Annotated in this window: 21 protein-coding genes; 7 read left to right on the top strand and 14 right to left on the bottom strand. The window is 69.2% G+C overall.

All coding sequences use genetic code 11. The annotated features are described in order from the left end of the window. Positions 1-9 precede the first annotated feature (9 nt). The 5 genes from CXK94_RS11990 to CXK94_RS11970 all read right to left on the bottom strand — a co-directional run bounded on the left by CXK94_RS11990 (position 10) and on the right by CXK94_RS11970 (position 5,700). Entirely contained in the window at positions 10-2,211 is a 2,202-nt protein-coding gene (locus CXK94_RS11990; RefSeq protein WP_102894522.1) for a xanthine dehydrogenase family protein molybdopterin-binding subunit, read from the bottom strand. Next, on the bottom strand, positions 2,208-3,194 hold the full coding sequence (locus CXK94_RS11985; RefSeq protein WP_102894521.1) for an FAD binding domain-containing protein: 987 nt from the start codon (positions 3,192-3,194) through the stop codon (positions 2,208-2,210). Before CXK94_RS11985 ends, CXK94_RS11990 begins: the two co-directional genes overlap by 4 nt. After that, positions 3,191-3,715, bottom strand: coding sequence for a (2Fe-2S)-binding protein (locus CXK94_RS11980; RefSeq protein ID WP_102894520.1), 525 nt, complete (start codon positions 3,713-3,715; stop codon positions 3,191-3,193). Before CXK94_RS11980 ends, CXK94_RS11985 begins: the two co-directional genes overlap by 4 nt. 782 nt (positions 3,716-4,497) lie before the next feature. Continuing rightward, positions 4,498-5,100 carry a nucleotidyltransferase family protein gene (locus CXK94_RS11975; RefSeq protein ID WP_102894519.1) on the bottom strand — a complete coding sequence of 201 codons (603 nt, stop codon included), beginning with the start codon at positions 5,098-5,100 and terminating at the stop codon, positions 4,498-4,500. Between the two features lie 42 nt (positions 5,101-5,142). Then, entirely contained in the window at positions 5,143-5,700 is a 558-nt protein-coding gene (locus tag CXK94_RS11970; protein ID WP_102894518.1) for a DJ-1 family glyoxalase III, read from the bottom strand. A gap of 157 nt (positions 5,701-5,857) precedes the next feature. Here CXK94_RS11970 and CXK94_RS11965 point away from each other — a divergent pair, with 157 nt between their 5' ends. Continuing rightward, a complete protein-coding gene (locus CXK94_RS11965) occupies positions 5,858-7,153 on the top strand; it encodes an NCS2 family permease (RefSeq protein ID WP_102894517.1) in 1,296 nt (431 codons plus the stop codon). 220 nt (positions 7,154-7,373) lie between these two features. Then, positions 7,374-8,462, top strand: coding sequence for a tRNA (uridine(54)-C5)-methyltransferase TrmA (gene trmA, locus CXK94_RS11960; protein WP_102894516.1), 1,089 nt, complete (start codon positions 7,374-7,376; stop codon positions 8,460-8,462). 46 nt (positions 8,463-8,508) lie between these two features. Here the strand turns inward: trmA and CXK94_RS11955 are convergent, their stop codons facing one another. Further along, positions 8,509-10,047 (bottom strand): 2Fe-2S iron-sulfur cluster-binding protein, encoded by a 1,539-nt coding sequence (locus CXK94_RS11955; protein ID WP_102894515.1) that lies wholly within the window; start codon positions 10,045-10,047, stop codon positions 8,509-8,511. A 140-nt stretch (positions 10,048-10,187) separates the two neighbouring features. On the opposite strand from CXK94_RS11955, the gene CXK94_RS11950 reads away from it, so the two are divergent. Continuing rightward, positions 10,188-10,592, top strand: a complete 405-nt coding sequence (locus CXK94_RS11950; protein WP_102894514.1) for a DUF1924 domain-containing protein — start codon at positions 10,188-10,190, stop codon at positions 10,590-10,592. A gap of 10 nt (positions 10,593-10,602) precedes the next feature. Further along, positions 10,603-11,130, top strand: coding sequence for a cytochrome C (locus tag CXK94_RS11945; protein ID WP_102894513.1), 528 nt, complete (start codon positions 10,603-10,605; stop codon positions 11,128-11,130). Between the two features lie 47 nt (positions 11,131-11,177). Here CXK94_RS11945 and CXK94_RS11940 read toward each other — a convergent pair whose 3' ends face one another. The 6 genes from CXK94_RS11940 to CXK94_RS11915 all read right to left on the bottom strand — a co-directional run bounded on the left by CXK94_RS11940 (position 11,178) and on the right by CXK94_RS11915 (position 17,180). Then, positions 11,178-13,337 carry an LTA synthase family protein gene (locus CXK94_RS11940; RefSeq protein ID WP_102894512.1) on the bottom strand — a complete coding sequence of 720 codons (2,160 nt, stop codon included), beginning with the start codon at positions 13,335-13,337 and terminating at the stop codon, positions 11,178-11,180. A gap of 23 nt (positions 13,338-13,360) precedes the next feature. Then, positions 13,361-13,756 (bottom strand): diacylglycerol kinase, encoded by a 396-nt coding sequence (locus CXK94_RS11935; protein ID WP_102894511.1) that lies wholly within the window; start codon positions 13,754-13,756, stop codon positions 13,361-13,363. After that, positions 13,746-14,471: a lipopolysaccharide kinase InaA family protein gene (locus tag CXK94_RS11930; RefSeq protein WP_102894510.1), complete on the bottom strand. Its 726-nt coding sequence runs from the start codon at positions 14,469-14,471 to the stop codon at positions 13,746-13,748. The genes CXK94_RS11935 and CXK94_RS11930 overlap by 11 nt, the downstream gene beginning before the upstream one ends. Positions 14,472-14,473: 2 nt before the next feature. After that, on the bottom strand, positions 14,474-15,151 hold the full coding sequence (locus CXK94_RS11925) for a class I SAM-dependent methyltransferase (RefSeq protein WP_102894509.1): 678 nt from the start codon (positions 15,149-15,151) through the stop codon (positions 14,474-14,476). Positions 15,152-15,232: 81 nt separating this feature from the next. Beyond that, the gene (locus CXK94_RS11920) at positions 15,233-16,507 is read right to left on the bottom strand and encodes a sensor histidine kinase (RefSeq protein WP_102894508.1); all 1,275 of its coding nucleotides are present in this window, start codon (positions 16,505-16,507) and stop codon (positions 15,233-15,235) included. Beyond that, on the bottom strand, positions 16,497-17,180 hold the full coding sequence (locus tag CXK94_RS11915; protein ID WP_102894507.1) for a response regulator transcription factor: 684 nt from the start codon (positions 17,178-17,180) through the stop codon (positions 16,497-16,499). The genes CXK94_RS11920 and CXK94_RS11915 overlap by 11 nt, the downstream gene beginning before the upstream one ends. 109 nt (positions 17,181-17,289) lie before the next feature. Between CXK94_RS11915 and CXK94_RS11910 the strand changes: the two genes are divergently transcribed. Both CXK94_RS11910 and CXK94_RS11905 read left to right on the top strand, forming a co-directional pair. Continuing rightward, positions 17,290-19,248 (top strand): LTA synthase family protein, encoded by a 1,959-nt coding sequence (locus CXK94_RS11910; protein ID WP_102894506.1) that lies wholly within the window; start codon positions 17,290-17,292, stop codon positions 19,246-19,248. Between the two features lie 37 nt (positions 19,249-19,285). Further along, on the top strand, positions 19,286-20,026 hold the full coding sequence (locus tag CXK94_RS11905) for a phosphatase PAP2 family protein (RefSeq protein ID WP_102894505.1): 741 nt from the start codon (positions 19,286-19,288) through the stop codon (positions 20,024-20,026). A gap of 116 nt (positions 20,027-20,142) precedes the next feature. Here CXK94_RS11905 and CXK94_RS11900 read toward each other — a convergent pair whose 3' ends face one another. Both CXK94_RS11900 and CXK94_RS11895 read right to left on the bottom strand, forming a co-directional pair. After that, entirely contained in the window at positions 20,143-20,538 is a 396-nt protein-coding gene (locus tag CXK94_RS11900) for a hypothetical protein (protein ID WP_336435872.1), read from the bottom strand. A gap of 142 nt (positions 20,539-20,680) precedes the next feature. After that, complete coding sequence (locus CXK94_RS11895; protein WP_102894504.1) at positions 20,681-21,631, bottom strand: SdiA-regulated domain-containing protein; 951 nt, start codon at positions 21,629-21,631, stop codon at positions 20,681-20,683. A gap of 79 nt (positions 21,632-21,710) precedes the next feature. Between CXK94_RS11895 and CXK94_RS11890 the strand changes: the two genes are divergently transcribed. Next, positions 21,711-22,100, top strand: a complete 390-nt coding sequence (locus tag CXK94_RS11890; RefSeq protein WP_037043736.1) for a YkvA family protein — start codon at positions 21,711-21,713, stop codon at positions 22,098-22,100. Positions 22,101-22,152: the final 52 nt, after the last annotated feature.

Raw genomic sequence — 22,152 nt, 5'->3', positions numbered from 1 at the left:
TGCAACCGGCTACAACAGCTTGTCCAGGGTGATCGGCAGATCCCGCACCCGCTTGCCAGTCGCGTTGTAGATCGCATTGGCCACCGCCGCCGCGACGCCGACGATGCCGATCTCGCCGACGCCCTTTGAGCCGAGGTCGTTGACCACCTCGTCGTGCTCCTCGACGAAGATCACCTCGATCTCGGGAATGTCCGCGTTCACCGGAATGTGGTACTCGGCGAGGTTGTGGTTCATGTAGCGGCCCAGCCGGTGGTCGATCAGCGTCTCTTCCTGCAGGGCCTGGCCGATGCCCCACACCACGCCGCCAACGATCTGGTTGCCGGCCGTCTTCGGGTTGACGATGCGTCCCGCCGCAATCGCGCTGACCACCCGGCTGACCTTGATCGTGCCGAGGTCCTCGTCGACCCGCACCTCGACGAACACCGCCGAATGGGTCGCGGTCGCCCACTGCTTGCGCTGCGCGCCAGGCTCGACGTGCGCCTCGGCCGCCAGCGCGCCGCTGCCCTTGACGATCTCGGCAAGATCGACCGCATGCCCAGTCCCCCTCAGGCGCATCCGCCCGCCGGCGAATGCCACCTCGCGCAGGCTGGCGCCGGTGAACGGCGAGGCCGGCGACTGCTGCGCGGCGTCCAGCAGCTTCTGCTGCAGCGCTGCGCAGGCCTGCTGGACCGCGCTGCCCACCGAGGAGACGGTGGCCGAACCACCCTCCAGCGGTGCCTGCGGCAGGCTGGAATCGCCCAGGCGGAACTCCACGACGGCCATCGGCAGGCCCATCGCCGCGGCGGCGATCTGCGTCATGGCGGTGTAGGTGCCGGTGCCGATGTCGGCGGTGGCGCTGGTTACCAGCAGCCGGCCCTCCGAATCGAGGCAGGCACGGGCGCTGGCCGGCATCTGTATCGCCTCCCAGACGCCGGTGGCCATGCCCATGCCGATCAGCTCGTGACCGTCGCGCAGGCTGCGCGGCTGCTGCGGCCGACGCAACCAGCCGAAGCGCTCGGCCCCCTGTTGGTAGCAGGCACGCAGCGCCTTGCTGGAATAGCGCTTGCCCTGGTTACCGTTGATCTCGCTGTAGTTGCGCAGGCGCAGCTCCAGCGGGTCGATACCCACGGCATGGGCCAACTCGTCCATCGCGCACTCCAGCGCGTAGACGCCGATGGCCGCGCCGGGCGCACGCATGTCCAGCGGGGTATGCACGTCCAGCGGCGCCAGGCGGTAGCCCAGGCGCAGGTTGTCGCAGGCATAGAGCATCCCCGACCACTCCACTTCGTGTTCGGTGAAGCCCTCGAAGCGCGAGGTCTGGCCGATGGCCAGGTGTTCGATGGCCTGCAGCCGCCCTTCGCCATCGGCGGCCAGCTTCAGCTGCTGGATGCTGCGTGGTCGGTAGCCGAAGCTGAACATCTGCTGGCGGGTCAGCTCGACGCGCACCGCGGCCTTGAGCGCGAGCGCGGCCATCACCGCCAGCGGCAACTGGTACTGCGGGCGCAGGCCGGAGCCGAAGGCGCCGCCGACGAAGGGCGACAGCACGCGGACCCGGCCCTGCAGGCCGAACACCCGCTCCAGGTAGCGCTGGCAGTTCTGCACGCCCTGGGTCTTGTCGTGGACCAGCAACTCGCCGCCCGGCAGGTACTGGACGATGGAGGCGTGCGGCTCCATGGGGTTGTGATGCTCGACCGGCGTGCCGTATTCGACCTCGAGCCGGTGCGCCGCCGCGGCGAACGCCGCCGCGAAATCGCCGCGCGGCGACGGCACCTCGGCCGGCGCCGGATGGGCCTGCTCGCGTACCGCCTGCAGGTCGGTCTGGTGCGGCTCGACCTCGTATTCGATCCGCACCAGGCTCGCCGCGTGCCGCGCCAGCACCTGCGTCTCGGCGACCACCAGTGCCAGCGGCTGGCCGCTGTAGAGCACGCGGTCGTTGTACAGCGGGCGGAACGGCGAGCCTTCGGCGGCATCGGCGTCTTCGTAGGCTTCGTCGTAACCGGCCAGCGGCGGGCGGTTCAGGTGGCTCAGGACCAGCCGCACGCCAGGCAACGCCTCGGCAGCGACGCTGTCGATCAGGCGCACCCGGCCACGGGCGATGGCGCTGGAGACCACCGCGCCGTAGAGCAGCCCGGGCACCTCGAACTCGGCGGCATAGCGCGCCTGGCCCTGCACCTTGAGCGGACCGTCGACACGCTCCAGTGGCTGCCCCAAGGGCCAATCGACCTGGCTCATCGGATGCTCCCCTCGGCGGCTTCGCTCAGCGCCCGCACGATCGCGCGGCGGGCCAGTTCGATCTTGAAGGCATTGTCGGCCAGCGGCTGCGCGCCTTCGAGCAAGCGATCGGCGGCGGCCGCAAAACAGTCCTGGCCGACGCGCTTGCCGTGCAGCAACGCCTCGGCGGCCTCGACCCGCCAGGGCTTGTGCGCCACGCCGCCGAGGGCGATGCGCGCCTGGCGGATCACTTCGCCGTCCAGCTCCAGCGCGGCGGCCACCGACACCAGTGCGAAAGCGTAGGAGGCACGGTCGCGCAGCTTGAGATAGGCATAGTGGCAAGCGAAGCCCTCGCCCGGCAGCTCCACCGCGACGATCAGCTCGCCCTCGGTGAGGTTGTTGTCCTGCTCGGGCCGCTCGCCGGGCAACCGGTGGAAATCCGCCATGGCGATCCGCCGCCGGCCGTGCGGGCCCTTGACGTGCACCTGGGCCTCCAGCGCGGCGAGCGCCACGCACATGTCCGACGGGTGCACCGCCACGCAGGCCGCGCTGGCACCGAGAATCGCGTGGATGCGGTTGCGCCCTTCGCGCGCCGCGCAGCCGGCGCCGGGCGTGCGCTTGTTGCACGGCGTGGCAGTGTCGTAGAAGTAGTGGCAGCGGGTACGCTGCAGCAGGTTGCCGCCGGTGCTGGCCATGTTGCGCAGTTGCGGCGAGGCGCCGGCGAGGATCGCCTTGGCCAGCAACGGGTAGCGCTGTGCGACCTGCGGATGCCAGGCCAGCTCGGCATTGCTCACCAGCGCGCCGATCATCAAGCCATTGCCCGGGGTCTGCTCGATGTCGCGCAGCGGCAGGCCGTTGATGTCGATCAGCCGCCGCGGCCGCAGTACGTCTTCCTTCATCAGGTCGAGCAGGTTGGTGCCGCCGGCGATGTAGCGGCTGTCCGGCCCGGCGAGGGCGATGGCCTGGTCGATGCGCTCGGGGCGCTGGTAGCTGAACGGCGTCATCGGGCATCGTCCTCGCACTGTGCGCGGACCAGCGGCAGCGCTTCCTCGATGGCAGCGAGGATGTTCGGATAGGCGCCGCAGCGGCAGAGGTTGCCGCTCATCTGCTCGCGGATTTCGTCGCGGCTGCCGGCGCGCCGTTCCATGGCGAGCCCGAGCGCCGAGCAGATCTGCCCGGGCGTGCAGTAGCCGCACTGGAAGGCATCGTGCCGGACGAAGGCAACCTGCAGCGGATGCAGCTCATCGTCCCGGGCCAGCCCCTCGATGGTGGTCAGCTCCGCGTCGTCGTGCATCACCGCCAGGGTCAGGCAGCTGTTGATCCGCCGGCCATTCAACAGCACCGTGCAGGCGCCGCACTGGCCGTGATCGCAGCCCTTCTTGGTGCCGCTCAGGCCGAGCTGGTCGCGCAGCAGATCGAGCAGGGTGGTCCAGGGATGCACCTCGAGCCGGCGGCGTTCGCCATTCAGCACGAGGGTCAGGGAGCAGGTGCCGATGGCATCCGCCGCGGAAGGATTGTCGCTCATGGCAGCCTCACGGTTGGGCGTTGGGATGCGCTGTCCGTGCGTCTCTGGGTACGACTGGCACGATGTTGAAAACGTTCAGTCCATGGCGAGGGATGGAAGGGCCTGGAGCCTCGGACAGGCCTGCGCGCCGCGGGGCGCGCCTCCCACCGGGTTCGGTGTGCACAGGCCGCTTCCGTGGGAGGCCCGACCTCGGGGCGATGCTCTTGAGCTTCAAGCTCGTTCCACGCACCGGTGCCGAGCACAAGCCTGGCAGGCCTGCGGCCTGCATCGCCGCGGGGCGCGCCTCCCACCGGGTTCGGTGTGCACAGGCTGCTTCCGTGGGAGGCCCGACCTCGGGGCGATGCTCTTGAGCTTCAAGCTCGTTCCACGCACCGGTGCCGATGCTCAAGCCTGGCAGGCCTGCGGCCTGCATCACCGCGATGGCGCGCCCACAGGATTCGGTGTGCACAGGCTGCTTCCGTGGGAGGCCCGACCTCGGGGCGATGCTCTTGAGCTTCAAGCTCGTTCCACGCACCGGTGCCGATGCACAAGCCTGGCAGGCCTGCAGCCTGCATCGCCGCGAAGGCGCGCCCACAGGGTTCGGTGTGCACAGGCTGCTTCCGTGGGAGGCCCGACCTCGGGGCGATGCTCTTGAGCTTCAAGCTCGTTCCACGCACCGGTGCCGAGCACAAGCCTGGCAGGCCTGCGGCCTGCATCGCCGCGAAGGCGCGCCTCCCACCGGGCTCGGTGTGCACAGGCTGCTTCTGTGGGAGGCCCGACCTCGGGGCGATGCTTTTCGAGCGTCAGGCTTCAGGTTTCAGGCGGTCATCCGGGCGGTCGATATCCTGCAGCACGCCGGGATCGTCCACCGCGAGTTCCAGCACCGGCCGCCCGGTGAACAGCGCCTGCGCGCCGCGGTCGCCGTCGAGCACCAGCAGCGCGGCGCGATAGGCGCAACCGATGCCGCGCGGATGGCCGCGGCGGCCCTGATGGAGCGGCACCACCAGCGTGTCCGCGGCGATGGCGGCGGCGATGCGTCGCAGCGTCTGTGGCCGCACGTAGGGCATGTCGCCCAGCACCACCAGCCAGCCGCGTGCAGCGGGGCAGCGCTCGACGGCCTGGGCCAGGCTATGGCCGAGACCGCGGGTCTGTACGGTGAGAACCTCGAACGGCCCGGCATGCGCCTGCAGCCAGCGGCGCAGATCGTGATTGTCCTCGCGCACCACGATCACCATCCGCTCGGCCACGCCCTGCAGGGCGTCCAGCGTGGCCCGCAGCACCGGCGACGAAGGTGCATCGGCGCGGCTGGGCGCCAGCAGCTTGTCCTCGCCGCCGGCCTGGCGATAGCGGCTGCCCTGCCCCGCCGCCAGGACGATGGCGCAGACGCCCGCTGCCGGCTCAGGCACCGCAGCGCTCCGGCGCCGCCAACCCGCCCCTCGGGCGCACCGTCAAACGGGCACCAGCATGTCGGCCGCGACCTGGCGGCGCTTGCCCTTGCCGGCGAGCTGTTCGACCAGGGTCAGGGCGAACTCCAGCGCGGTGGCCGGGCCCTGGCTGGTGATGCAGTTGCCGTCCACCACCACCGGCTGGTCGACGAAGGTGGCGCTGCCCAGATGCTCGCTCATGCTCGGATAGCAGGTGACCCGGCGCCCCTTGAGTACGCCGTAGGCATGCAGGGCCATCGGCGGCGCGGCGCAGATGGCGGCGAACGCATGCCCGCCGGCGGCCTGCCGGCGCAGCCGCTCGGCCAGCGGCTCCAGCTCGCCGAGGGTCTTCGCCCCCGGCATGCCGCCGGGCAGCACGATCAGGTCGAACTCCTGCGCCAGCACGTCGAGCAGCATGGCGTCGGCGGTGACCCGCGTGCCACGCGCGCAGGTCAGCATGCGCCGCTCTTCGGCGCTGGCGACCACCACATCGAATTCGGCGCGGCGCAGCACGTCGATCAGGGTCACCGTCTCCAGGTCTTCGGAGCCGTCGGCGACCGGAATCAGGACACGTTTGCTCATGGGGCTTCTCCTGCTCAATGGAAATTCAACCGAACCGCCGGCCAGTGTAAGATGCGCGGTTTTTGCGGCCGCCCACCTTATGGGCTTTGCTGTAGCGAGTCGCCCGGCAGAGGCGGCAGCCACCAACACACTCCTGACCGGCACGAGAGGATTGACCATGCTGGAAAAGCTGTTCCAACTCAAGGCGCACAACACCACGCTGCGCACCGAGATCCTGGCCGGTATCACCACCTTCCTGGCGATGGCCTACATCCTCTTCGTCAACCCGAGCATCCTTGCCGAGACCGGCATGGACCACGGCGCGGTATTCGTCGCCACCTGCCTGGCCGCGGCCATCGGCTCGGCGATCATGGGCCTGGTCGCCAACTACCCGATCGCCCTGGCGCCGGGCATGGGCCTGAACGCCTTCTTCACCTACACCGTGGTGCTGACCATGGGCTACACCTGGCAGACCGCGCTGGGTGCGGTGTTCCTCTCCGGCGCGATCTTCTTCGCCCTGTCGATCTTCAAGATCCGCGAATGGATCATCCACAGCATCCCGCTGGCCCTGCGCGCCGGCATCGCCGCGGGCATCGGCCTGTTCCTGGCGATCATCGCGCTGAAGAACGCCGGCATCGTGGTCGACAACCCGGCGACCCTGGTCGGTCTCGGCGATCTCACCGCCGGCGGCCCGCTGCTGGCCTGCCTGGGCTTCTTCCTGATCGCCGCGCTGGCCTACCGCCGCGTCACCGGCGCGGTGATGATCGGCATCCTGGTGGTCACCGGGCTGTCGATCCTGCTCGGCCTGTCCGAGCTGGGCGCGGTGGTCTCGATGCCGCCGTCGCTGGCACCGACCTTCCTCGAACTGGACATCGCCGGCGCCCTGGACATCGGCCTGCTCAGCGTGATCTTCGCCTTCCTCTTCGTCGACCTGTTCGACACCTCCGGCACCCTCATCGGCGTGGCACAGAAGGCCGACCTGCTGGACAAGGACGGCCGCATGCCGCGCCTGGGCCGCGCCCTGCTCGCCGACAGCACCGCCACCATGGCCGGCGCCGCGCTCGGCACCTCGACCACCACCAGCTACATCGAGTCGGCCGCGGGCATCAGCGCCGGCGGGCGCACCGGGCTGACCGCCTGCGTGGTCGCGCTGCTGTTCCTGCTCAGCCTGTTCTTCGCGCCGCTGGCCGGCGCCGTGCCGGCCTATGCCACCGCGCCGGCGCTGCTGTTCGTCGCCGTGCTGATGATGAGCAGCCTGGCCGGCATCGACTGGGACGACCTGACCGTCGCCGCGCCGGTGGCGGTCGCCGCGCTGGCCATGCCGCTGACCTTCTCCATCGCCAACGGCATCGCCTTCGGCTTCATCGCCTGGACCGCGATCAAGCTGCTGGCCGGCCGCTGGCGCGAGCTGAGCCCGGCGATGTGGGTGCTCTCGGCACTGTTCGTCATCAAACTGGGCTGGTTTACGGGCTGAAAGCAGCTCACAAGCTCCAAGCGGCGAAAAGCAAGCAGCCCTTCGGCTGCATCGCCGCGAGGGCGCGCCTCCTACGGGGTGTCGCTTGCGGCTTTTGTAGGAGGCCCGACCTCGGGGCGGGCCGTTAAAACTTCGACCCTGCAACCGGAAGCTGGATTCGAGCGGGTTCCGGTGGATGAAGAGCCCCGCCCTACGCACATTTCCAAATCAAAGAGTCTTCATGAGCGCTCCACAATTCGACCCTGCTACCTACGACAGCCAACTTGCCGACAAGGCTGCTCGCCTGCGCGAGCTGCTGGCGCCCTTCGACGCGCCGGCAGCGGAGGTCTTCGACTCGCCGCGCGAGCACTACCGCCTGCGCGCCGAGTTCCGCCTGTGGCGCGAGGACGGCCAGCGCCACTACGCGATGTTCGAGCCGGGCGACAAGCACCAGGCGATCCTGATCGACGACTTCCCCATCGCCAGCCGCCGCATCAATGAACTGATGCCGCGGCTCAAGGCCGCCTGGCAGGCATCCGAGACGCTTTCCTTCAAGCTGTTCCAGGTGGAATTCCTCACCACCCTGGCCGGCGACGCGCTGGTCACTCTGGCCTACCACCGACCGCTGGACGAGGCCTGGCAGGCCGAAGCCGAACGGCTCGCGACCGACCTGGGCGTGAGCATCGTCGGCCGCTCCAAGGGCCGGCGCATCGTCATCGGCCGCGACTACGTGGAAGAAGAACTGATCGTCGCCGGCCGCAGCTTCCGCTATCGCCAGCCGGAAGGCGCCTTCACCCAGCCCAACGGCGAGGTCTGCCGGAAGATGCTGAACTGGGCCTTCGACGCGCTCGGCGAGCGTGACGACGACCTGCTCGAGCTGTATTGCGGCAACGGCAACTTCACCCTGCCGCTGGCCACCCGCGTGCGCCGGGTGCTGGCCACCGAGATCAGCAAGACCTCGGTGAATGCCGCGCTGGCCAACATCGCCGACAACGGCATCGACAACATCACCCTGGTGCGCCTGTCCGCCGAGGAACTGACCCAGGCGCTCAACGAGGTACGGCCGTTCCGCCGGCTGGCCGGCATCGACCTCAAGGGCTACCAGTTCGGCAGCGTATTCGTCGACCCGCCACGCGCCGGCATGGACCCGGACACCTGCGAGCTGACCCGCCGCTTCGAGCGCATCCTCTACATCTCCTGCAACCCCGAGACCCTGGCGGCCAACATCGCCCAGCTGGCCGACAGCCACCGCATCGAGCGCTGCGCGCTGTTCGACCAGTTTCCCTATACCCACCACATGGAAGCCGGGGTGCTGCTGGTCCGCCGCTGAGCGGCACCTGCGGCGCGGCGGATAAGCCGGCGCCGTCATCTCCGTCTCAATACTCCACCTGCAGCTCGGCGCTGCTCGGCTCGGCCTGACAGGCCAGCACCCAGCCCTGGCGCACTTCTCCTGCGCTCAGCACCTGGTTGCTGCGCATGCTCGCGCTGCCTTTCAGCACCCGGCACTTGCATGCGGCGCAGACACCCGAGCGGCAAGCGCTCGGCGGTTGCAGGCCGGCCCGCTCCATCGCCTCCAGCAGCACCTCGCCGCGCGGCACATCCAGTTCATGGCGACGGCCGTCGAGCGCGACCCGCAGGCGGCTGCGACGGCCGCTCGGCGCGGCGGCCGGCACAGCGGCGCCGAAGCGCTCCAGATGGATGCGCGCGGCAGCCAGGCCCCGCTCGCCCAGCGCGGCGCAGGCGCCGTCCATGAACGCCTGCGGCCCGCAGACGAAGGCCTCGGCGGCGGGCCAGTCGGCGATCTTCGCGGCAATCGCCTGGCGGCTCGGCACGCCCTGCTCGGCGTCGAGCCAGATGCGCAGTTGCAGCCGCTCGGGGTAGCGCCGGGAGAACTCGGCCAGCTCCTCGGCGAAGATCAGCGAGCCGGCATCGCGGCTGGCATAGAACAGGAAGACCCGCCCCCGCCCCTGGCGAAGCACCGCCTCGAGGATCGAGCGCAGCGGGGTGATGCCGCTGCCGGCGCCGAGCAGCAACAGGTCGGCGTCCAGATCCTGCGGCACGAACGCTCCCGCCGGCGGCAACGCCTCGATACGGTCACCGGGCTGCAGTCGATCGAGCAGCCAGTTCGAGGCACGGCCGCCGGCGACACGCTTGACCGTGATGCGCAGCAACTGCCCGTCCGACGGCTGCGACAGCGAATAGCAGCGCAGCAGCGGCGGCTCGGCGCAGGGCACCCTGAGCGTGAGAAACTGCCCCGGCTGCGCGGTGAAACGCTCGCGCAGCGCGTCCGGCAGGCGCAGGCTGAACGAGCCCGTATCGGCCGTCTCGACCTGGCGCCCGACCACCTCCAGCGCGGCGAAGGCCGGCGCCCCGGGCGCGCTCGACAGCAGCGCGGCAGGCCCGGGCGGCTGGCGCAGACCGCGCAGCATCGACCAGGCGGCGGGCCGGCGAAACAGCAGCACATAGCCGACGTGCAGGCCGACCAGGCCCAGCGCCAGGTTGGCGAAGAACTCGTGCACCTCCTCGGCATCGCCCATCCAGCCAACGAAGTCGATGTCGCTGGCCGCGCCGAACAGCTCCGGCCCAACGCCCGGCAAGGCGGCCAGTACATCCCCGTTGTCGACCATGCCCAGGCCGATCAGGCTGGCCAGGGCCAGGCTCGCCAGCGTCGCGAAGGTCAGCCAGGTGCCGAACGCGGTCAGGCCCGGCTTGCGTCGCTGCCCCTTCGGCGGCAGCAACCGCGGGAAGCCGCGCAGGCGCAACGGCGCGATCAGCAGGCGCACCAGCAGCAGCCCGACCAGACCATAGCCCAGCCAGACGTGCAGCAGCTCGGCGCCATCGCCGCTCAGGTAGGCCGCGAGAAAGAAACCGGCCAACAGCCAGTGGAACAGGCGCAAACGGGTGAAAACGGCCACGACGGCGATCCTCTGTGAATGGATGCCGCTCCTTGTAGACCCGCGAGCTGAAGCGAAGCTGAACGCCCCCGGAACAGAGCATTCAGCTTCGTTTAAGAAGCACTGGGTAGGGTCTGCGTCCACCCACCTGGAGAACGCTCATGAAAACCCACTGGATCGCCCTGGCCTGCTGCCTGAGCCTGCCGGCCCTGGCCGAGACCGAACACCCGCTGCTGCCCGGCTACACCGCCCAGGCCCGCCAGGAAAACCCGGCCTTCGCCGGTTTTTCCGCCGAGCGCGGTCGCGCGCTGTACTTCGTCGAGGCACAGCGCAACGGCAAGCCCATGAGCTGCACCACCTGCCACACCGCCGACCCGCGTCAGGTCGGCAAGACGCCCGCCCACCGCAAGGTCGAGCCGCTGGCGCCCGTGGCCAATCCCGAGCGCTTCAGCGACCCGAAGAAGGTGGAGAAATGGTTTCGCCGCAACTGCGACGACGTCTTCGCCCGCGAATGCACGGCGCAGGAAAAGGGCGACTTCATCACCTGGATCAATGGCCTGAAGTAGGAGCAAGTCCATGAAACGCATCGCCGCGCTTTCCACCGTCGCCGGGCTGGCCCTGGCACTGGCGCTGGCCGGTTTCAGCCTGGCCGACGACGACGAGCATCACGACCGCCAGCGCTACAAGCGCCCCAAGCGGTTGGCCGTACCGCGCGACGCGCCGATGGTATGGCAGGAGGAATGCGCCGCCTGCCACATGCTCTACGCGCCGGGGCTGTTGCCGGCCGAGGCCTGGCGCCAGCAGATGCGCACCCTCGGCGAGCACTACGGCAGCAACGCCAGCCTGGACCCGGTGCAGGAAAAGGCAATCCTCGACTTCCTGGTTCGCGCCTCGGCGGGCAACCGGCTGCCGCTGGAGCCTTCGCCCCGCGCCGGCGAGCCGCCGCGCATCAGCCAGACCCGCTGGTTCGAGCGCAAGCACGACGAAGTCAGCGACGCCAAGTTCGCCCGCGAGTCGGTCGGCGGCCGCTTCAACTGCGTGGCCTGCCACCGCGACGCCGAACGCGGCGATTTCGACGACGACCGGGTGAAGATTCCGCGCTGACCATTGCCCCCGGCAGGGGCCCCCCTGCCGCCCCGTCCGGGGCGGCCTCAGCTCTCGGCGGGCTGCTTGTGCCGATGCACCGGCACAGGCACTGCGCTGCGCTCGGCGGTGCGAGCCAGCGGAGCGGCGTCATCCTGCTCACGCGCGCGATCGCCGGTGGTATTGGCCAGCAAGCTGCCGGTAGCGACCTGCAGGTAGGCCTGCAACTGACGCAGCAACGCAGCCGAGCCGTCCCCATCCTCGATCCGCTGGGCCCGGGCGCCGGCGCCCAGCTCATAGCGATACAGGCGCGGCTCCTGATCCTTGGGCTGGACCAGGATTCGGTCGCCACGGATCATCGCCACGGTCTGGTCGCTGCCCGAGGGCTTGATGATGCCGAAGCCGGGGTCGCGCGCATCCAGCGCCAGCAGGTCGCGGCCCCAGCACTGATGGCGCACCTCGCCGCCGAGCCGGCCCATGATGGTCGGCACCACGTCGACCTGGGTGCCGACCACCGCCCGGCGAGCGCCGAAGCGCTCGGTGATGCCCGGCGCGATCAACAGCAGTGGCACGTGGAAGCGGAACAGGTCCATCTCGGTCAGCTGTTCCGGCGCGCCGAAGCCATGGTCGCCGACCACCACGAACAGGGTGTCCTTGTACCAGCTCTGGCGCCTGGCCTGCTCGAAGAAGCGTCCCAGTGCCCAGTCGGAGTAACGCATGGCGGTCAGGTGCGCATCCAGCGAGCCATGGCCGCTGACCGGCGGCACCGGCAGCGGCTCGGGCAACGCATAGGGCGTGTGGTTGGACAGCGTCTGCAGCAGCGCGTAGAACGGCTCGCCCGTGGCCAGGCCGTCGAGCTCCTGCACGGCGCGGTCGAACATGTCCTGGTCGGAGACGCCCCAGGTCGGGTCGGCAACCACCGGGTCGCGGTAGTCGTTGCGCCCGACGAAGCGGGTCATGCCCTGGTTGCCGAAGAAGCCCAGCTGGTTGTCCCAGGCGAAATCGCCGTTGTAGACATAGACGTCGTTGAACGCACGGCTGCCGAGCAGCTGTGGCAGGCCGGAGAAGCGGTGGCTGCCCTCCGGCGACTGCATCAGGTATTCGAACCCTGGCAGGTTGGGAAAACAGGCCATGCTGGCGAACATGCCCTGGTGGGTGTGGGTACCGTTGGCGAAGAAGCGCTCGAACAGCAGGCCCTCGCCGGCCAGGCGATCGAAGTTCGGGGTGATGCCATCTTTGCTGCCCAGCGCGCCGACATAGCGCCCGGCGAAACTCTCCATGAGGATCACCACCACGTTGCGCACCGGCAGACGGCCCGCCTCGGGCGCGCGATAGTCGCGGCGCAGGGCGGCCAGCCCGCCGTCGACCAGTTGGTCGTTGCCGGTCAGCAGCAGCTCGCGGGTGATCGCCAGGGCCTGCTCTTCGGGCAGCGTGGCCTTCCAGACATTGTCGCGATGGTCGGAATAGCGATTCTTCGCCGCCTCGTAGAGGGTCAGCGCCGGGTTCAGGCCGAGCTGGTTGACGAACACCGAGTCGCTGGTGAAGGCATCGCCCCAGCGCAGCGGCGGGCCCTGGCGCAGGGTGCCGCGGGCGGCCACCACGCTGATCAGCACCAATGTCACGAGTGTTGCACTGCGCCAGTGCCAGCCAGGCTTCGTGCGCGGCGCCGGGCGGCCCGCCAGTGCGCCAGCGTGCGGCCGGCAGCGACGGTCGAGCCAGCCGAACAGCAGCGCCCAGGCCAGCGTCAGCCCGCCCCAGACGCTCAGCAGCTTCACCACCGGAAAACCATGCCAGAGCATGCTCAGCACCGTGGCCGGATCTTCGGACAGGTACTGGAACACCAGGCTGTTCAGCCGCTGGTGGAATTCCTGATAGAAGTTCAGCTCGACCATGCCGAGCAGGATCGCCAGGCTGGCGCAGCCGCTCAGCCAGATCCGCTGCAGGCCGCGCGCGGCCATCGCCCGGCGGCTGAGCACCGCCAGCGACAGCGGCAGCAGGATGTAGACCAGCAGGCGCAGGTCGAAGCGCAGGCCGTTGCCGAAGCCTTCGAGCACCGTCGCCGGCGAGGCGCCGCCGATCAGCTCGCGATTGAACAGCAGCAGCGCCAGGCGCAGCAGGGAAAACAGGACCAGCAGCGCAAGGGCGCTGCCGGCCATGAACAGCAGGTGGTGACGCAGCCCCGGCCGGGCCGTGGCCTTGCCCGGATCACGGGTGGCTCCATGGGTCATGACAGGTTCCTTGGAAGAGGTGCTCAGAGCAGGATCACCGCCCAGACCAGGGCGATCAGCGTCATGGTCAGCAGCTGCGCGGCACTGCCCATGTCCTTGGCGCGCTTGGACAGCGGGTGCAGCTCCAGGGAGATGCGGTCGACGGTGGCCTCGATGGCCGAATTGAGCAGCTCGACGATCGGCGCCAGCAGCACCACGGCGATCAGCACGGCGCGTTCGACGCGACTGACATCGAGCAGCAACGCCAGCGGGATCAGCAGCAGGTTGAGCAGCAGCACCTGGCGGAAGGCCGCCTCGCCCTGAAACGCCGCGCGCAGCCCGGCCAGCGAATAGCCGCCGGCCTGCAGGATGCGCCGCAGCCCCTGGCGGCCCTTGAGGCTCTGCGCGTCGAGGGCGGCGGCCAGCGGTTCAGAATCCATCGGCGCTCTCCCGCACGGCGGCCAGCGCCTGGCGATATTCGGCCTCGAGCCGGAACCAGTCGGCGTCCGGCATGGGCTCGGCGTGGCGGCGCAACTGCGCCATGTCCCGCCGCGAAGCGCGACGGCAAGACAGCCGGCGGCGGCACTTCTCCAGATCGAGCAGGGCGACCTCGACCTGGGCGCGGTCACCCTCGCCTTCGACCCGCACGAAGATGTGCTTGGGGTACAGGCAGCCATGCTGCCAGCCGGCGCGGTGCAGGCGTGCCAGCATCTCGGCCAGGCGCCGGAGCACCTGACGCCGAACCTCCTCGCCGACGCTTCGGGCCGCGCCGTGGTACCACTGCGCGAGGCTGACGAAGCCGCTGAGTTCCTCGGTGACCAGCAGCGCCCGCCATTGCCCTTGTGGGCGCTGCGCGGCGCAATAGACCACCCGCGGCACGCGGATGCCGAGCCGCTCCAGCGCCCGCAGCGCATGGTATTCGCGCAGTGCGGTGGGGCGGCCGAACGGGTGGCCCAGCGAGCGATACAGGTGCCCGGTCTGGCGCTTGCAATACAGCAGCGGCAGGCGCGAATCACCCAGGCGCAGGCGCTTGACGCCGCTTTCGCCGGCGCGCCGCAGGTTGGGCTCCTCGACCCACTCGCCCTGTGCGTTCCACCAGCGCTCGAAGGTGCTGGCCCGTGCCTGCGGGCCGGGTAATACGAGTTGCAGGCCCATGCTCAACCCCTCTTGCGCAGCACGTAGACGCGCCACATGGCGTAGCCGGGAAGGAAGTCGCTGCGATCCAGGATGTCGAAGCCGGCCTGATCGAACTCCGCCTCGATCAGCGAACGGGCGACGACGAAGCGGTTCTGGTTGTCCTTGGCCGGGCGGCGGCGCTCCAGGCGCTTGCGCTTCCAGGCCTTGTAGTTGCCATCCACCCACAGCGAGACGACCAGCGTGTCGCGGGTGACGCGGTGGAATTCGCGCAGCATCGCCAGGCGGTGCGCCGGATCGGCGATGTGGTGCAGCAGGCGCATGCAGAAGATGCTGTCCACCGCGTTGTCGCCCATGTCGATGGCGAACGCCGAGGTCTGGAACGTCTCCACCCGCTTGAGCACCTCCAGCGGCTGCGCGGCCTCGGCGATGGCCAGCATGTCGGGCGAATTGTCCGCGGCGAAGATCATGCGCGTCGGGTGTTCGGCCAGCAGGGGCCAGAAGCGCCCGGCGCCGCAGGGCAGGTCGAGGACCAGGTCGGGGTCGCCGGCGACTTTCAGCGCGCGGCGGGCCAGTTGCTCGTCACGCCAGTGCGACAGGCGCCGGGCCAGGCCGTCCTGGTGCTTGAGCAGGTATTCGTGGGCGTGCTCGCGATCGTACTTGCGCGAGAACTCCAGTTCGATGGGGCTCGATCTCGTCATGGCGGGCGTTCCGGTAATGAGCAGAACGCCAAACTAACGAGGCCGGCATCAAGGCCCTGTCAAAAGGATGTGAAAAAAACGTCAAGCGTCGCCCGCGTTCAACCGCACCCGAAAGCAGCTGCCCTGCGGTTCGCACGGCTGCACGCCGACTTCCCAGCCCTGGTGCGCGCAGATCCGCTTGACCAGCGACAGCCCCAGCCCGAGCCCTTCGCCGCGCGCCTCGGCGCCCCGCACGAACGGCTGGAACATGCGCTCCTGCTGCTCCAGCGGGATGCCCACGCCGCTGTCCTCGACGCGAAAGCCGCCGCTGGCGAGAACCAGCCGCACCGCGCCGCGCTCGGTATAGTGCAGCGCATTGCGCAGCAGATTGGACATCACCGTGCTGAGCAGCGTGTGGTTGTAGGCACCGTCGTCCCGTTCCTCCTCGACCAGCTCGAAGGCCAGGCCTTTTTCCGCCAGCAACGGCCCCCAGCGCTCGCTCTGCTCGGCCGCCACGCTCTGCAGGCTGGCGGCACCGCCGAAGGAGGCCTGCTCCGGCCGCGCCCGGGCCAGCAGCAGGAAGGTGTCCACCAGCGCGTGCATCTCCTGCGCGGCGCGGCGGATGCGGGCCACCGGCCGTTGCGCGCGATCCGGCAGCTCGGCCTGCTCGAGCAGTTCGCAGGCACCGAGCACCACCATCAGCGGCGTACGCAGCTCGTGGCTGACGTCGGCGGTGAACAGCCGCTCGCGCTCCAGGGTCTGGCGCAGCTGGCTGAGGGTACTGTCGAAGGCGGCCGCCAGGTGCCCCACCTCGTCGTCCGGGTACTGCAAGGCCAGGGGCGGTGCCAGCGGATGCAGCTGGTCGCGGTGGCGCACCTGGTTGGCCAGCCGGCTCACCGGCGCCATCACCCGGTTCGCCATCAACCGGCCCAGCCCCCAGGCGCCCAGCACGCTGAGCAGGAAGCCGGCCAGCACCACGTTGAACAGCGCATTCTCGCGGGCCTCGAATTCGTGCTGCTCCTGCACCAGCAGATACTTCTCGCCCCCGATCCCGCGCTGGTAGACGTAAAACGCATCCTCGTCGCGCACGACCTCGGTGAAGCCGTCGGCAAGCCCCTGGAATGCCCTCGGAATGGCGCGCTCCGGCAGGTTCGAGGCGAAGAAGCGGGTCGCCGAGTCGAGGCGCGGCGCGGCGCGCTGGACCAGCACGTCGTTCAACACGGTGTCCAGTTCGCGCCCCAGTTCCTCGGTGACCAGATGCTCCTCGATGAAATGCACCACGCCGACGATACCGAGGGCGAAGGTGCCGCTGACCACCAGTGTCATCAGGGTGAAGGCGATGACGATTCGTCGCGCGAGCGGCTGCTTAGCGAGCATCGGCGTCCTCCGCCAGGCGGAAGCCCACTCCATGCACGGTATGCAGCAGCGGCCTGCCGAAAGGCTTGTCCAGCACCTGGCGCAGCTGATGGATATGGCTGCGCAGGCTGTCGCTGTCGGGAACGTCCTCGCCCCAGAGCGCTTCTTCGAGCTGCTCGCGGCGCACCACCGCCGGGCTCTTCTGCATCAGGATCGCCAGCAGCTTGTGGCCGATGGGATTGAGCCGCAGCGGCTGGCCGGCGCGCACCGCCTGCAGGGTATCGAGGTCGTAGCACAGGTCGCCGACCTGCAGCTGGCGCTTGCGCGAGCCCTGGCTGCGCCTGAGGATCGCCTCGATGCGCGCCACCAGTTCCGACAGGGCGAAGGGCTTGATCAGGTAGTCGTCGGCCCCGGCGCCGAGCCCCTGCAGCCGGTCGGGCAGCGCGTCGCGGGCGGTGAGCATGATGATCGGCGTGTCGCGCCCGGCGTCCTCGCGCAGGCGCTTGCAGACCTGATAGCCGTCGATGCCCGGCAGCATGATGTCCAGCACGATGAGGTCGTAGTCCTGGGTGGCCGCCAGGTGCAGGCCGCTGAGCCCGTCCTGGGCGCAGTCGACCACGTAGCCCTTGAGCTCCAGATAGTCCAGCACGTTGGCCAGGATGTCCCGGTTGTCTTCTATGACGAGGATGCGCATATCGCCTCGCGGGTGGGGTCGATGATGAAATTTTCACGCCTTCTTTACGAAGGGCTCACGGGCACGAACGCAGACTGCGGCGCATTCAACCCGCTCCGTGGATCATACGATGCCTCTCCTCCGTCATGCTCAGCTTCGTTACCTCTGCCTGCTCCTCGGTCTCTGGCTCGGGGTGTTCCTGCTCACCCGCTCGGCGCTGCTGGCCGCGCACTGGCAGGAGGCGGCCGCCGCGCCGCTCGACCTGCTGCGGATCTATGCCGAAGGCACGCTCTACGACCTGGCCTACCTGGCCTTCGCCGCCGTGCCGCTGGCGCTGTACCTCGCGCTCTGCCCGCCGCGGATCTGGGCCAGCCGCTGGCATCGCCTCGGCCTGCGCATGCTGGTGGTGCCGAGTCTCTTCGCAATGCTGTTCACCGCGGTGGCCGAATGGCTGTTCTGGGACGAGTTCGGCGTGCGCTTCAACTTCATCGCCGTGGATTACCTGGTGTATTCCGACGAGGTGATCCGCAACATCATGGAGTCCTACCCGATCCATACGCTGCTGAGCCTGCTGGCCGGGCTGTCGCTGGTGCTGGGCCTGGCCCTGCAGCGGCTGGTCGGCCGCGCGCTGGACGCACCGGGCCTGACCTGGCGCGGTGGCGTCGGCATGCTGGCAGGCGTGGCCGGCATGGCGCTGGCCGGCGCCGCGGTCATCGGCCAGGACTTCCCGCGCAGTGCGGCCGGCAACCCCTACCAGCGCGAACTGGCGAGCAACGGCCCGTACCAGTTCTTCGCCGCCTTCCGCAACAACGAGCTGGACTACCCGCAGTTCTACGCCACCCTGCCCGAACAGAATGTCGCCAGCCAGCTGCGCGCCGAGGTCAGCGCGCCGAACGCGCGCTTCATCGGCAGCGACCCGCTGGACATCCGCCGGATGATCGACAACCCGGGCAGCCCACGCCAGCTGAACATCGTACTGGTCACCATCGAGAGCCTCAGCGCCAAGTACCTGGGCAGCTTCGGTGACCCGCGCGGGCTGACGCCCAACCTCGACGCCCTGCGCCAGCAGAGCCTGTTCTTCAATCACTTCTACGCCACCGGCACCCGCACCGACCGCGGCCTGGAGGCGATCACCCTGTCGGTGCCGCCGACCCCGGGCCGCTCGATCGTCAAGCGCATCGGCCGCGAGAGCGGTTTCGCCAGCCTCGGCCAACAGCTGCGCGCCCAGGGCTACGACAGCGTGTTCCTCTATGGCGGGCGTGGCTACTTCGACAACATGAGCGCCTTCTTCGGCGGCAACGGCTACCGCGTGGTCGACCAGAGCAGCGCGAACGAGGCGGACATCCATTTCAAGAACGCCTGGGGCATGGCCGACGAGGACCTCTACACGCTGGCGCTGCGCGAAGCGGACGCCGACCATGCCGTCGGCAAGCCCTTCCTGCTGCAACTGATGACCACCTCCAATCACCGCCCCTACACCTATCCCGACGGGCGCATCGATATTGCGTCCGGTGCCGGCCGCGAAGGCGCGGTGAAATACACCGACTACGCCATCGGCAAGTTCCTCGAGCAGGCACGCGGCAGGCCCTGGTTCGCCAACACGCTGTTCGTCTTCGTCGCCGACCATACCGCAGGCAGCGCCGGCTCCCAGGACCTGCCGGTAGCCAGCTACCACATCCCGCTGTTCGTCTACGCACCCGGGCTGGTCGAACCGCGCGAGGTGGACGGCGTCGCCAGCCAGATCGACCTCGCCCCCACCCTGCTCGGCCTGCTGAACATGGATTACGTCTCGACCTTCTTCGGCCGCGACCTGCTGCACGACGCGACCCGGCCGGGCCGGGCACTGATCGGCAACTACCAGCACCTGGGCCTGTTCGACGGCAAGGACCTGGCGATTCTCAGCCCACGGCGCGGCATACGCCGGCACGACGATGCGCTGCACTCGAGCCGCGAGTCCCAGGCGCCGCTGGAGGACCCGCTGGTGCAGCGCGACGTCGCCTACTACCAGGGCGCCAGCTACGACTACCGGCATGCCCTGCTGGGCTGGCAGAACGTACCGGCCAACGCCAACCAACTCAGCCAGCGCTGAACCTGCCGGCGCCGCCTGCGGCGCCTCTGGAGCATCGATGCCCCCCCATTCCAATGCCGGCAACACGAGCCGGCCATTCAACTTCGCGCTGGGCTTCGGCGTGTCTGCCGCGGCGATGGCAGCGCTGTTGTTCGGCGACCCGACACGACTGGATTTCGCCCTGTCGCGACTGTTCTACGAGCCGGGCGTGGGCTTCGTCGGCCGGCACAGCTGGCTGCTCGAGGACTTCCTGCATGATCGGGTCAAGCAGCTGGTGATCGTCATCGGCGTGCTGGCCATCGCCGGTTTCCTGCTCAGCCTGTTGCCGACCCGCCTGGCCCGCTGGCGCCGCCCGCTGGGTTACCTGGTGCTGGCGCTCGGGCTGTCGACCAGCATCGTCACCCCGCTCAAGACCCTCACCGGCGTGCATTGCCCCTGGAGCCTCAGTGAATTCGGCGGCAGCGAGACCTTCACCCCGCTACTGTCCGCGCGTGCGCCGACCCTCAAGCCGGGGCGCTGCTGGCCCGGCGGCCACGCCTCGGCGGGCTTTTCGCTGCTGGCGCTGTTCTTCGTGCTGCGCGACAGGCATCCGCGGCTGGCGCGCTCTGCCCTGGGGTTGGCGCTGGGCCTGGGCCTGGTGCTGTCGCTCGGGCGCATCATGCAGGGCGCGCATTTCCTCTCGCACAACCTCTGGACGCTGCTGTTCGACTGGACCATCTGCCTGGCCTGCTACCGGCTGGTGCTCTATCGGCCGGCGCCCGCCATGCAGCCGGCCGCGGCGGTCGAGCCGGCGATCTAGACGTGCCCCTGTAGGAGCGGGCCATACCCGCGCCTACAAGGGCACTTCAGGCAATACGCAATCGGGACAGAGCCTTCATGCATGGGTGCCGGCCGGCCCTGGCGCGGCCCTCGTGCTCAGCGGCGCAAGGCCTGGGCCTTGGCCTGGTCCACATGGTGGCGCCAGTCGCGGTCGCGCTCGCGCTCCAGGGCATTGCTCCGCCAGGCGGCCAGCCCGCCGCTGCTCGCCTGCAGGGCCTGGCATTGCCGGAAGCCATCGTCCCAGCCCTCGGCATACAGCGGCTGGCTCATGTAGTGCGGTACATCCTTGCGAAACTGCGCCAGTGCGCCGGCGGCGCGGAACCCCTCGGCATATTCCGGCGGATAGTCGTCACCGGCCAATTGCCCGGGAACACCCTGGCAACCGGCCAGCGAGAGCCCGGCAAGCATCGCCGCCAGCAATGCCCGGCGGTTGCGCGGTGACTGGCGCCGCCGCTTGGCGGCGCGTTGGGGATACGAAAGGCGCGAGGACATCGGGTTCACCCCTGCGAAAGACAACGAAGCCCGCGGCCATGCAGCGCACGCCGCGGTGACGCTGAGCAGTCTGGGCGCCGCATCGTCAGGGTTTCGTCAAGGCGATGTGAACAAGGCGTGAAGGCGCCGGCAGGAACGCGCCCTACCCTTCCCCACGCCGGAAGCTGTAGAACAGGTTGGGCTCGCTGACGACGTAGAGCGTACCGTCGTTGTCGATCGTCACACCCTCGGGCTGCGGCGCGGAACGCTGCAGGTCGCTGAGCAGGCCGTTGAGGCTGCGGTAGCTGAGCATGCGGCCGTCGTCGCTGAGTTCCATCACCAGGCGGGACTCGTCGCTGAGCAGGATCAGGTGGCCGGTGGCGGCATCGAAGTGAATGTCCGACAGATCGGTGGCGAACACCTGGCTGGTGATCCAATCGGTGCGGTCACGGACCGCCAGTTGCAAATGCCCGTCGAGGCTGGCGGCGACACCGTCGACCTCGTACAACTGGCGCGGGTCGCGCTCCTTGACGATGAACATGCGATCGCCGGCGGCATCGTAGGTCACCCCCTCGAAGCCCTTGTTGCCGTTGAGGGCGATGCCCAGCGAAAAGAACTTCGCTTCGGAAATATCGATGGTTCGCGGCAAGGCCGGCAGCTGGAAGATGCTCACCTGCTGGGTGCGCTCGTCCGACACCGCGACCCGGCCGCCGCCCATGTAGGTCAGCCCCTCGATGTCGCCGAAGCCCTCCAGCGGATAGCGCTCGAGCAGTTCGCCGGTCTTGCTCAGCGCGACGATTTGCGTCGGCCCGCCATTGATCACGCCCAACAGGCGGTCGAGATCGGCATCATAGGTAATGGCCGAGAGGTTGCGGGCGATGCCTTCGACCGGCTTGGCGTCGATGGCGACCCGGTAGGCCGGCAGCCAGCGGTTGGCCAGGTCCTGGCCGGTGACATGCATCTGCCGGGTCAGGTAAAAGTACAGGCGTTCGTCCCAATGCAGCACAACGCTGACGGCCAGGCCGAGCAGCAACGCGGCCAGGCCGAACAGCCGGCGCCGCCGGCCGAAGCGAAGGCCCATGCGGGGCCCGGTGTACAGGGAGCTTTGCGTCATCGTGACACATCCTCAGCGCTGGCGCCGCCAGTTCGTCTGCTCATAGAAGGAGCGCCCGGTGTCCGGACAGCCCCCGTTCATGGCCCGCCTGCAAGGCTGGGCCCGTACCCTCAAACGTGACGTGATGGCGCTCTGGTTCTGCACCCGCCACCCGGATACGCCCTGGTGGCTGCGCGTGCTGACCGTGGCCATCGTGGCCTACGCCCTCAGCCCGATCGACCTGATTCCCGACTTCATTCCGCTGCTCGGCTATCTCGACGACCTGCTCCTGCTGCCGCTGGGCATCTGGCTGGTGCTGCGCCTGATGCCGCCGGGCGTCCTTGCCGAATGCCGCAGCCGGGCCCTGGCCTGGGAAGCGCAGCGGGCGGCACGGCCGGTCAGCCGCGCCGGTGCCGTGGTGATCCTGCTGCTCTGGCTGATCGGCGCCGCGCTGGTCGGCTACTGGCTGATCGGGCGTGGCCGAACATAACCAAACGAATGTGAAAAAAACGTAGCGGCCCAAGCGGCACCAGGACCGCGCT

Source organism: Stutzerimonas stutzeri (assembly GCF_002890915.1).
Taxonomy (GTDB): Bacteria; Pseudomonadota; Gammaproteobacteria; order Pseudomonadales; family Pseudomonadaceae; genus Stutzerimonas; species Stutzerimonas stutzeri_AF.
The sequence above is the reverse complement of the archived record's forward strand: the minus strand, read 5'-3'. Positions and strand labels throughout refer to the sequence as shown.

Excerpts from the sequence above, each read along its gene's own strand:
- CXK94_RS11930 (WP_102894510.1), bottom strand. The coding sequence starts at position 14,471 with ATGGGCCTGCAACTCGTATTACCCGGCCCGCAGGCACGGGCCAGCACC.
- CXK94_RS11965 (WP_102894517.1), top strand. The coding sequence starts at position 5,858 with ATGCTGGAAAAGCTGTTCCAACTCAAGGCGCACAACACCACGCTGCGC.
- CXK94_RS11920 (WP_102894508.1), bottom strand. The coding sequence starts at position 16,507 with ATGCTCGCTAAGCAGCCGCTCGCGCGACGAATCGTCATCGCCTTCACC.
- CXK94_RS11990 (WP_102894522.1), bottom strand. The coding sequence starts at position 2,211 with ATGAGCCAGGTCGATTGGCCCTTGGGGCAGCCACTGGAGCGTGTCGAC.
- CXK94_RS11950 (WP_102894514.1), top strand. The coding sequence starts at position 10,188 with ATGAAAACCCACTGGATCGCCCTGGCCTGCTGCCTGAGCCTGCCGGCC.
- CXK94_RS11925 (WP_102894509.1), bottom strand. The coding sequence starts at position 15,151 with ATGACGAGATCGAGCCCCATCGAACTGGAGTTCTCGCGCAAGTACGAT.
- CXK94_RS11980 (WP_102894520.1), bottom strand. The coding sequence starts at position 3,715 with ATGAGCGACAATCCTTCCGCGGCGGATGCCATCGGCACCTGCTCCCTG.
- CXK94_RS11985 (WP_102894521.1), bottom strand. The coding sequence starts at position 3,194 with ATGACGCCGTTCAGCTACCAGCGCCCCGAGCGCATCGACCAGGCCATC.
- CXK94_RS11905 (WP_102894505.1), top strand. The coding sequence starts at position 19,286 with ATGCCCCCCCATTCCAATGCCGGCAACACGAGCCGGCCATTCAACTTC.
- CXK94_RS11900 (WP_336435872.1), bottom strand. The coding sequence starts at position 20,538 with ATGTCCTCGCGCCTTTCGTATCCCCAACGCGCCGCCAAGCGGCGGCGC.
- CXK94_RS11970 (WP_102894518.1), bottom strand. The coding sequence starts at position 5,700 with ATGAGCAAACGTGTCCTGATTCCGGTCGCCGACGGCTCCGAAGACCTG.
- trmA (WP_102894516.1), top strand. The coding sequence starts at position 7,374 with ATGAGCGCTCCACAATTCGACCCTGCTACCTACGACAGCCAACTTGCC.
- CXK94_RS11910 (WP_102894506.1), top strand. The coding sequence starts at position 17,290 with ATGCCTCTCCTCCGTCATGCTCAGCTTCGTTACCTCTGCCTGCTCCTC.
- CXK94_RS11945 (WP_102894513.1), top strand. The coding sequence starts at position 10,603 with ATGAAACGCATCGCCGCGCTTTCCACCGTCGCCGGGCTGGCCCTGGCA.
- CXK94_RS11940 (WP_102894512.1), bottom strand. The coding sequence starts at position 13,337 with ATGACCCATGGAGCCACCCGTGATCCGGGCAAGGCCACGGCCCGGCCG.
- CXK94_RS11935 (WP_102894511.1), bottom strand. The coding sequence starts at position 13,756 with ATGGATTCTGAACCGCTGGCCGCCGCCCTCGACGCGCAGAGCCTCAAG.
- CXK94_RS11895 (WP_102894504.1), bottom strand. The coding sequence starts at position 21,631 with ATGACGCAAAGCTCCCTGTACACCGGGCCCCGCATGGGCCTTCGCTTC.
- CXK94_RS11890 (WP_037043736.1), top strand. The coding sequence starts at position 21,711 with ATGGCCCGCCTGCAAGGCTGGGCCCGTACCCTCAAACGTGACGTGATG.
- CXK94_RS11915 (WP_102894507.1), bottom strand. The coding sequence starts at position 17,180 with ATGCGCATCCTCGTCATAGAAGACAACCGGGACATCCTGGCCAACGTG.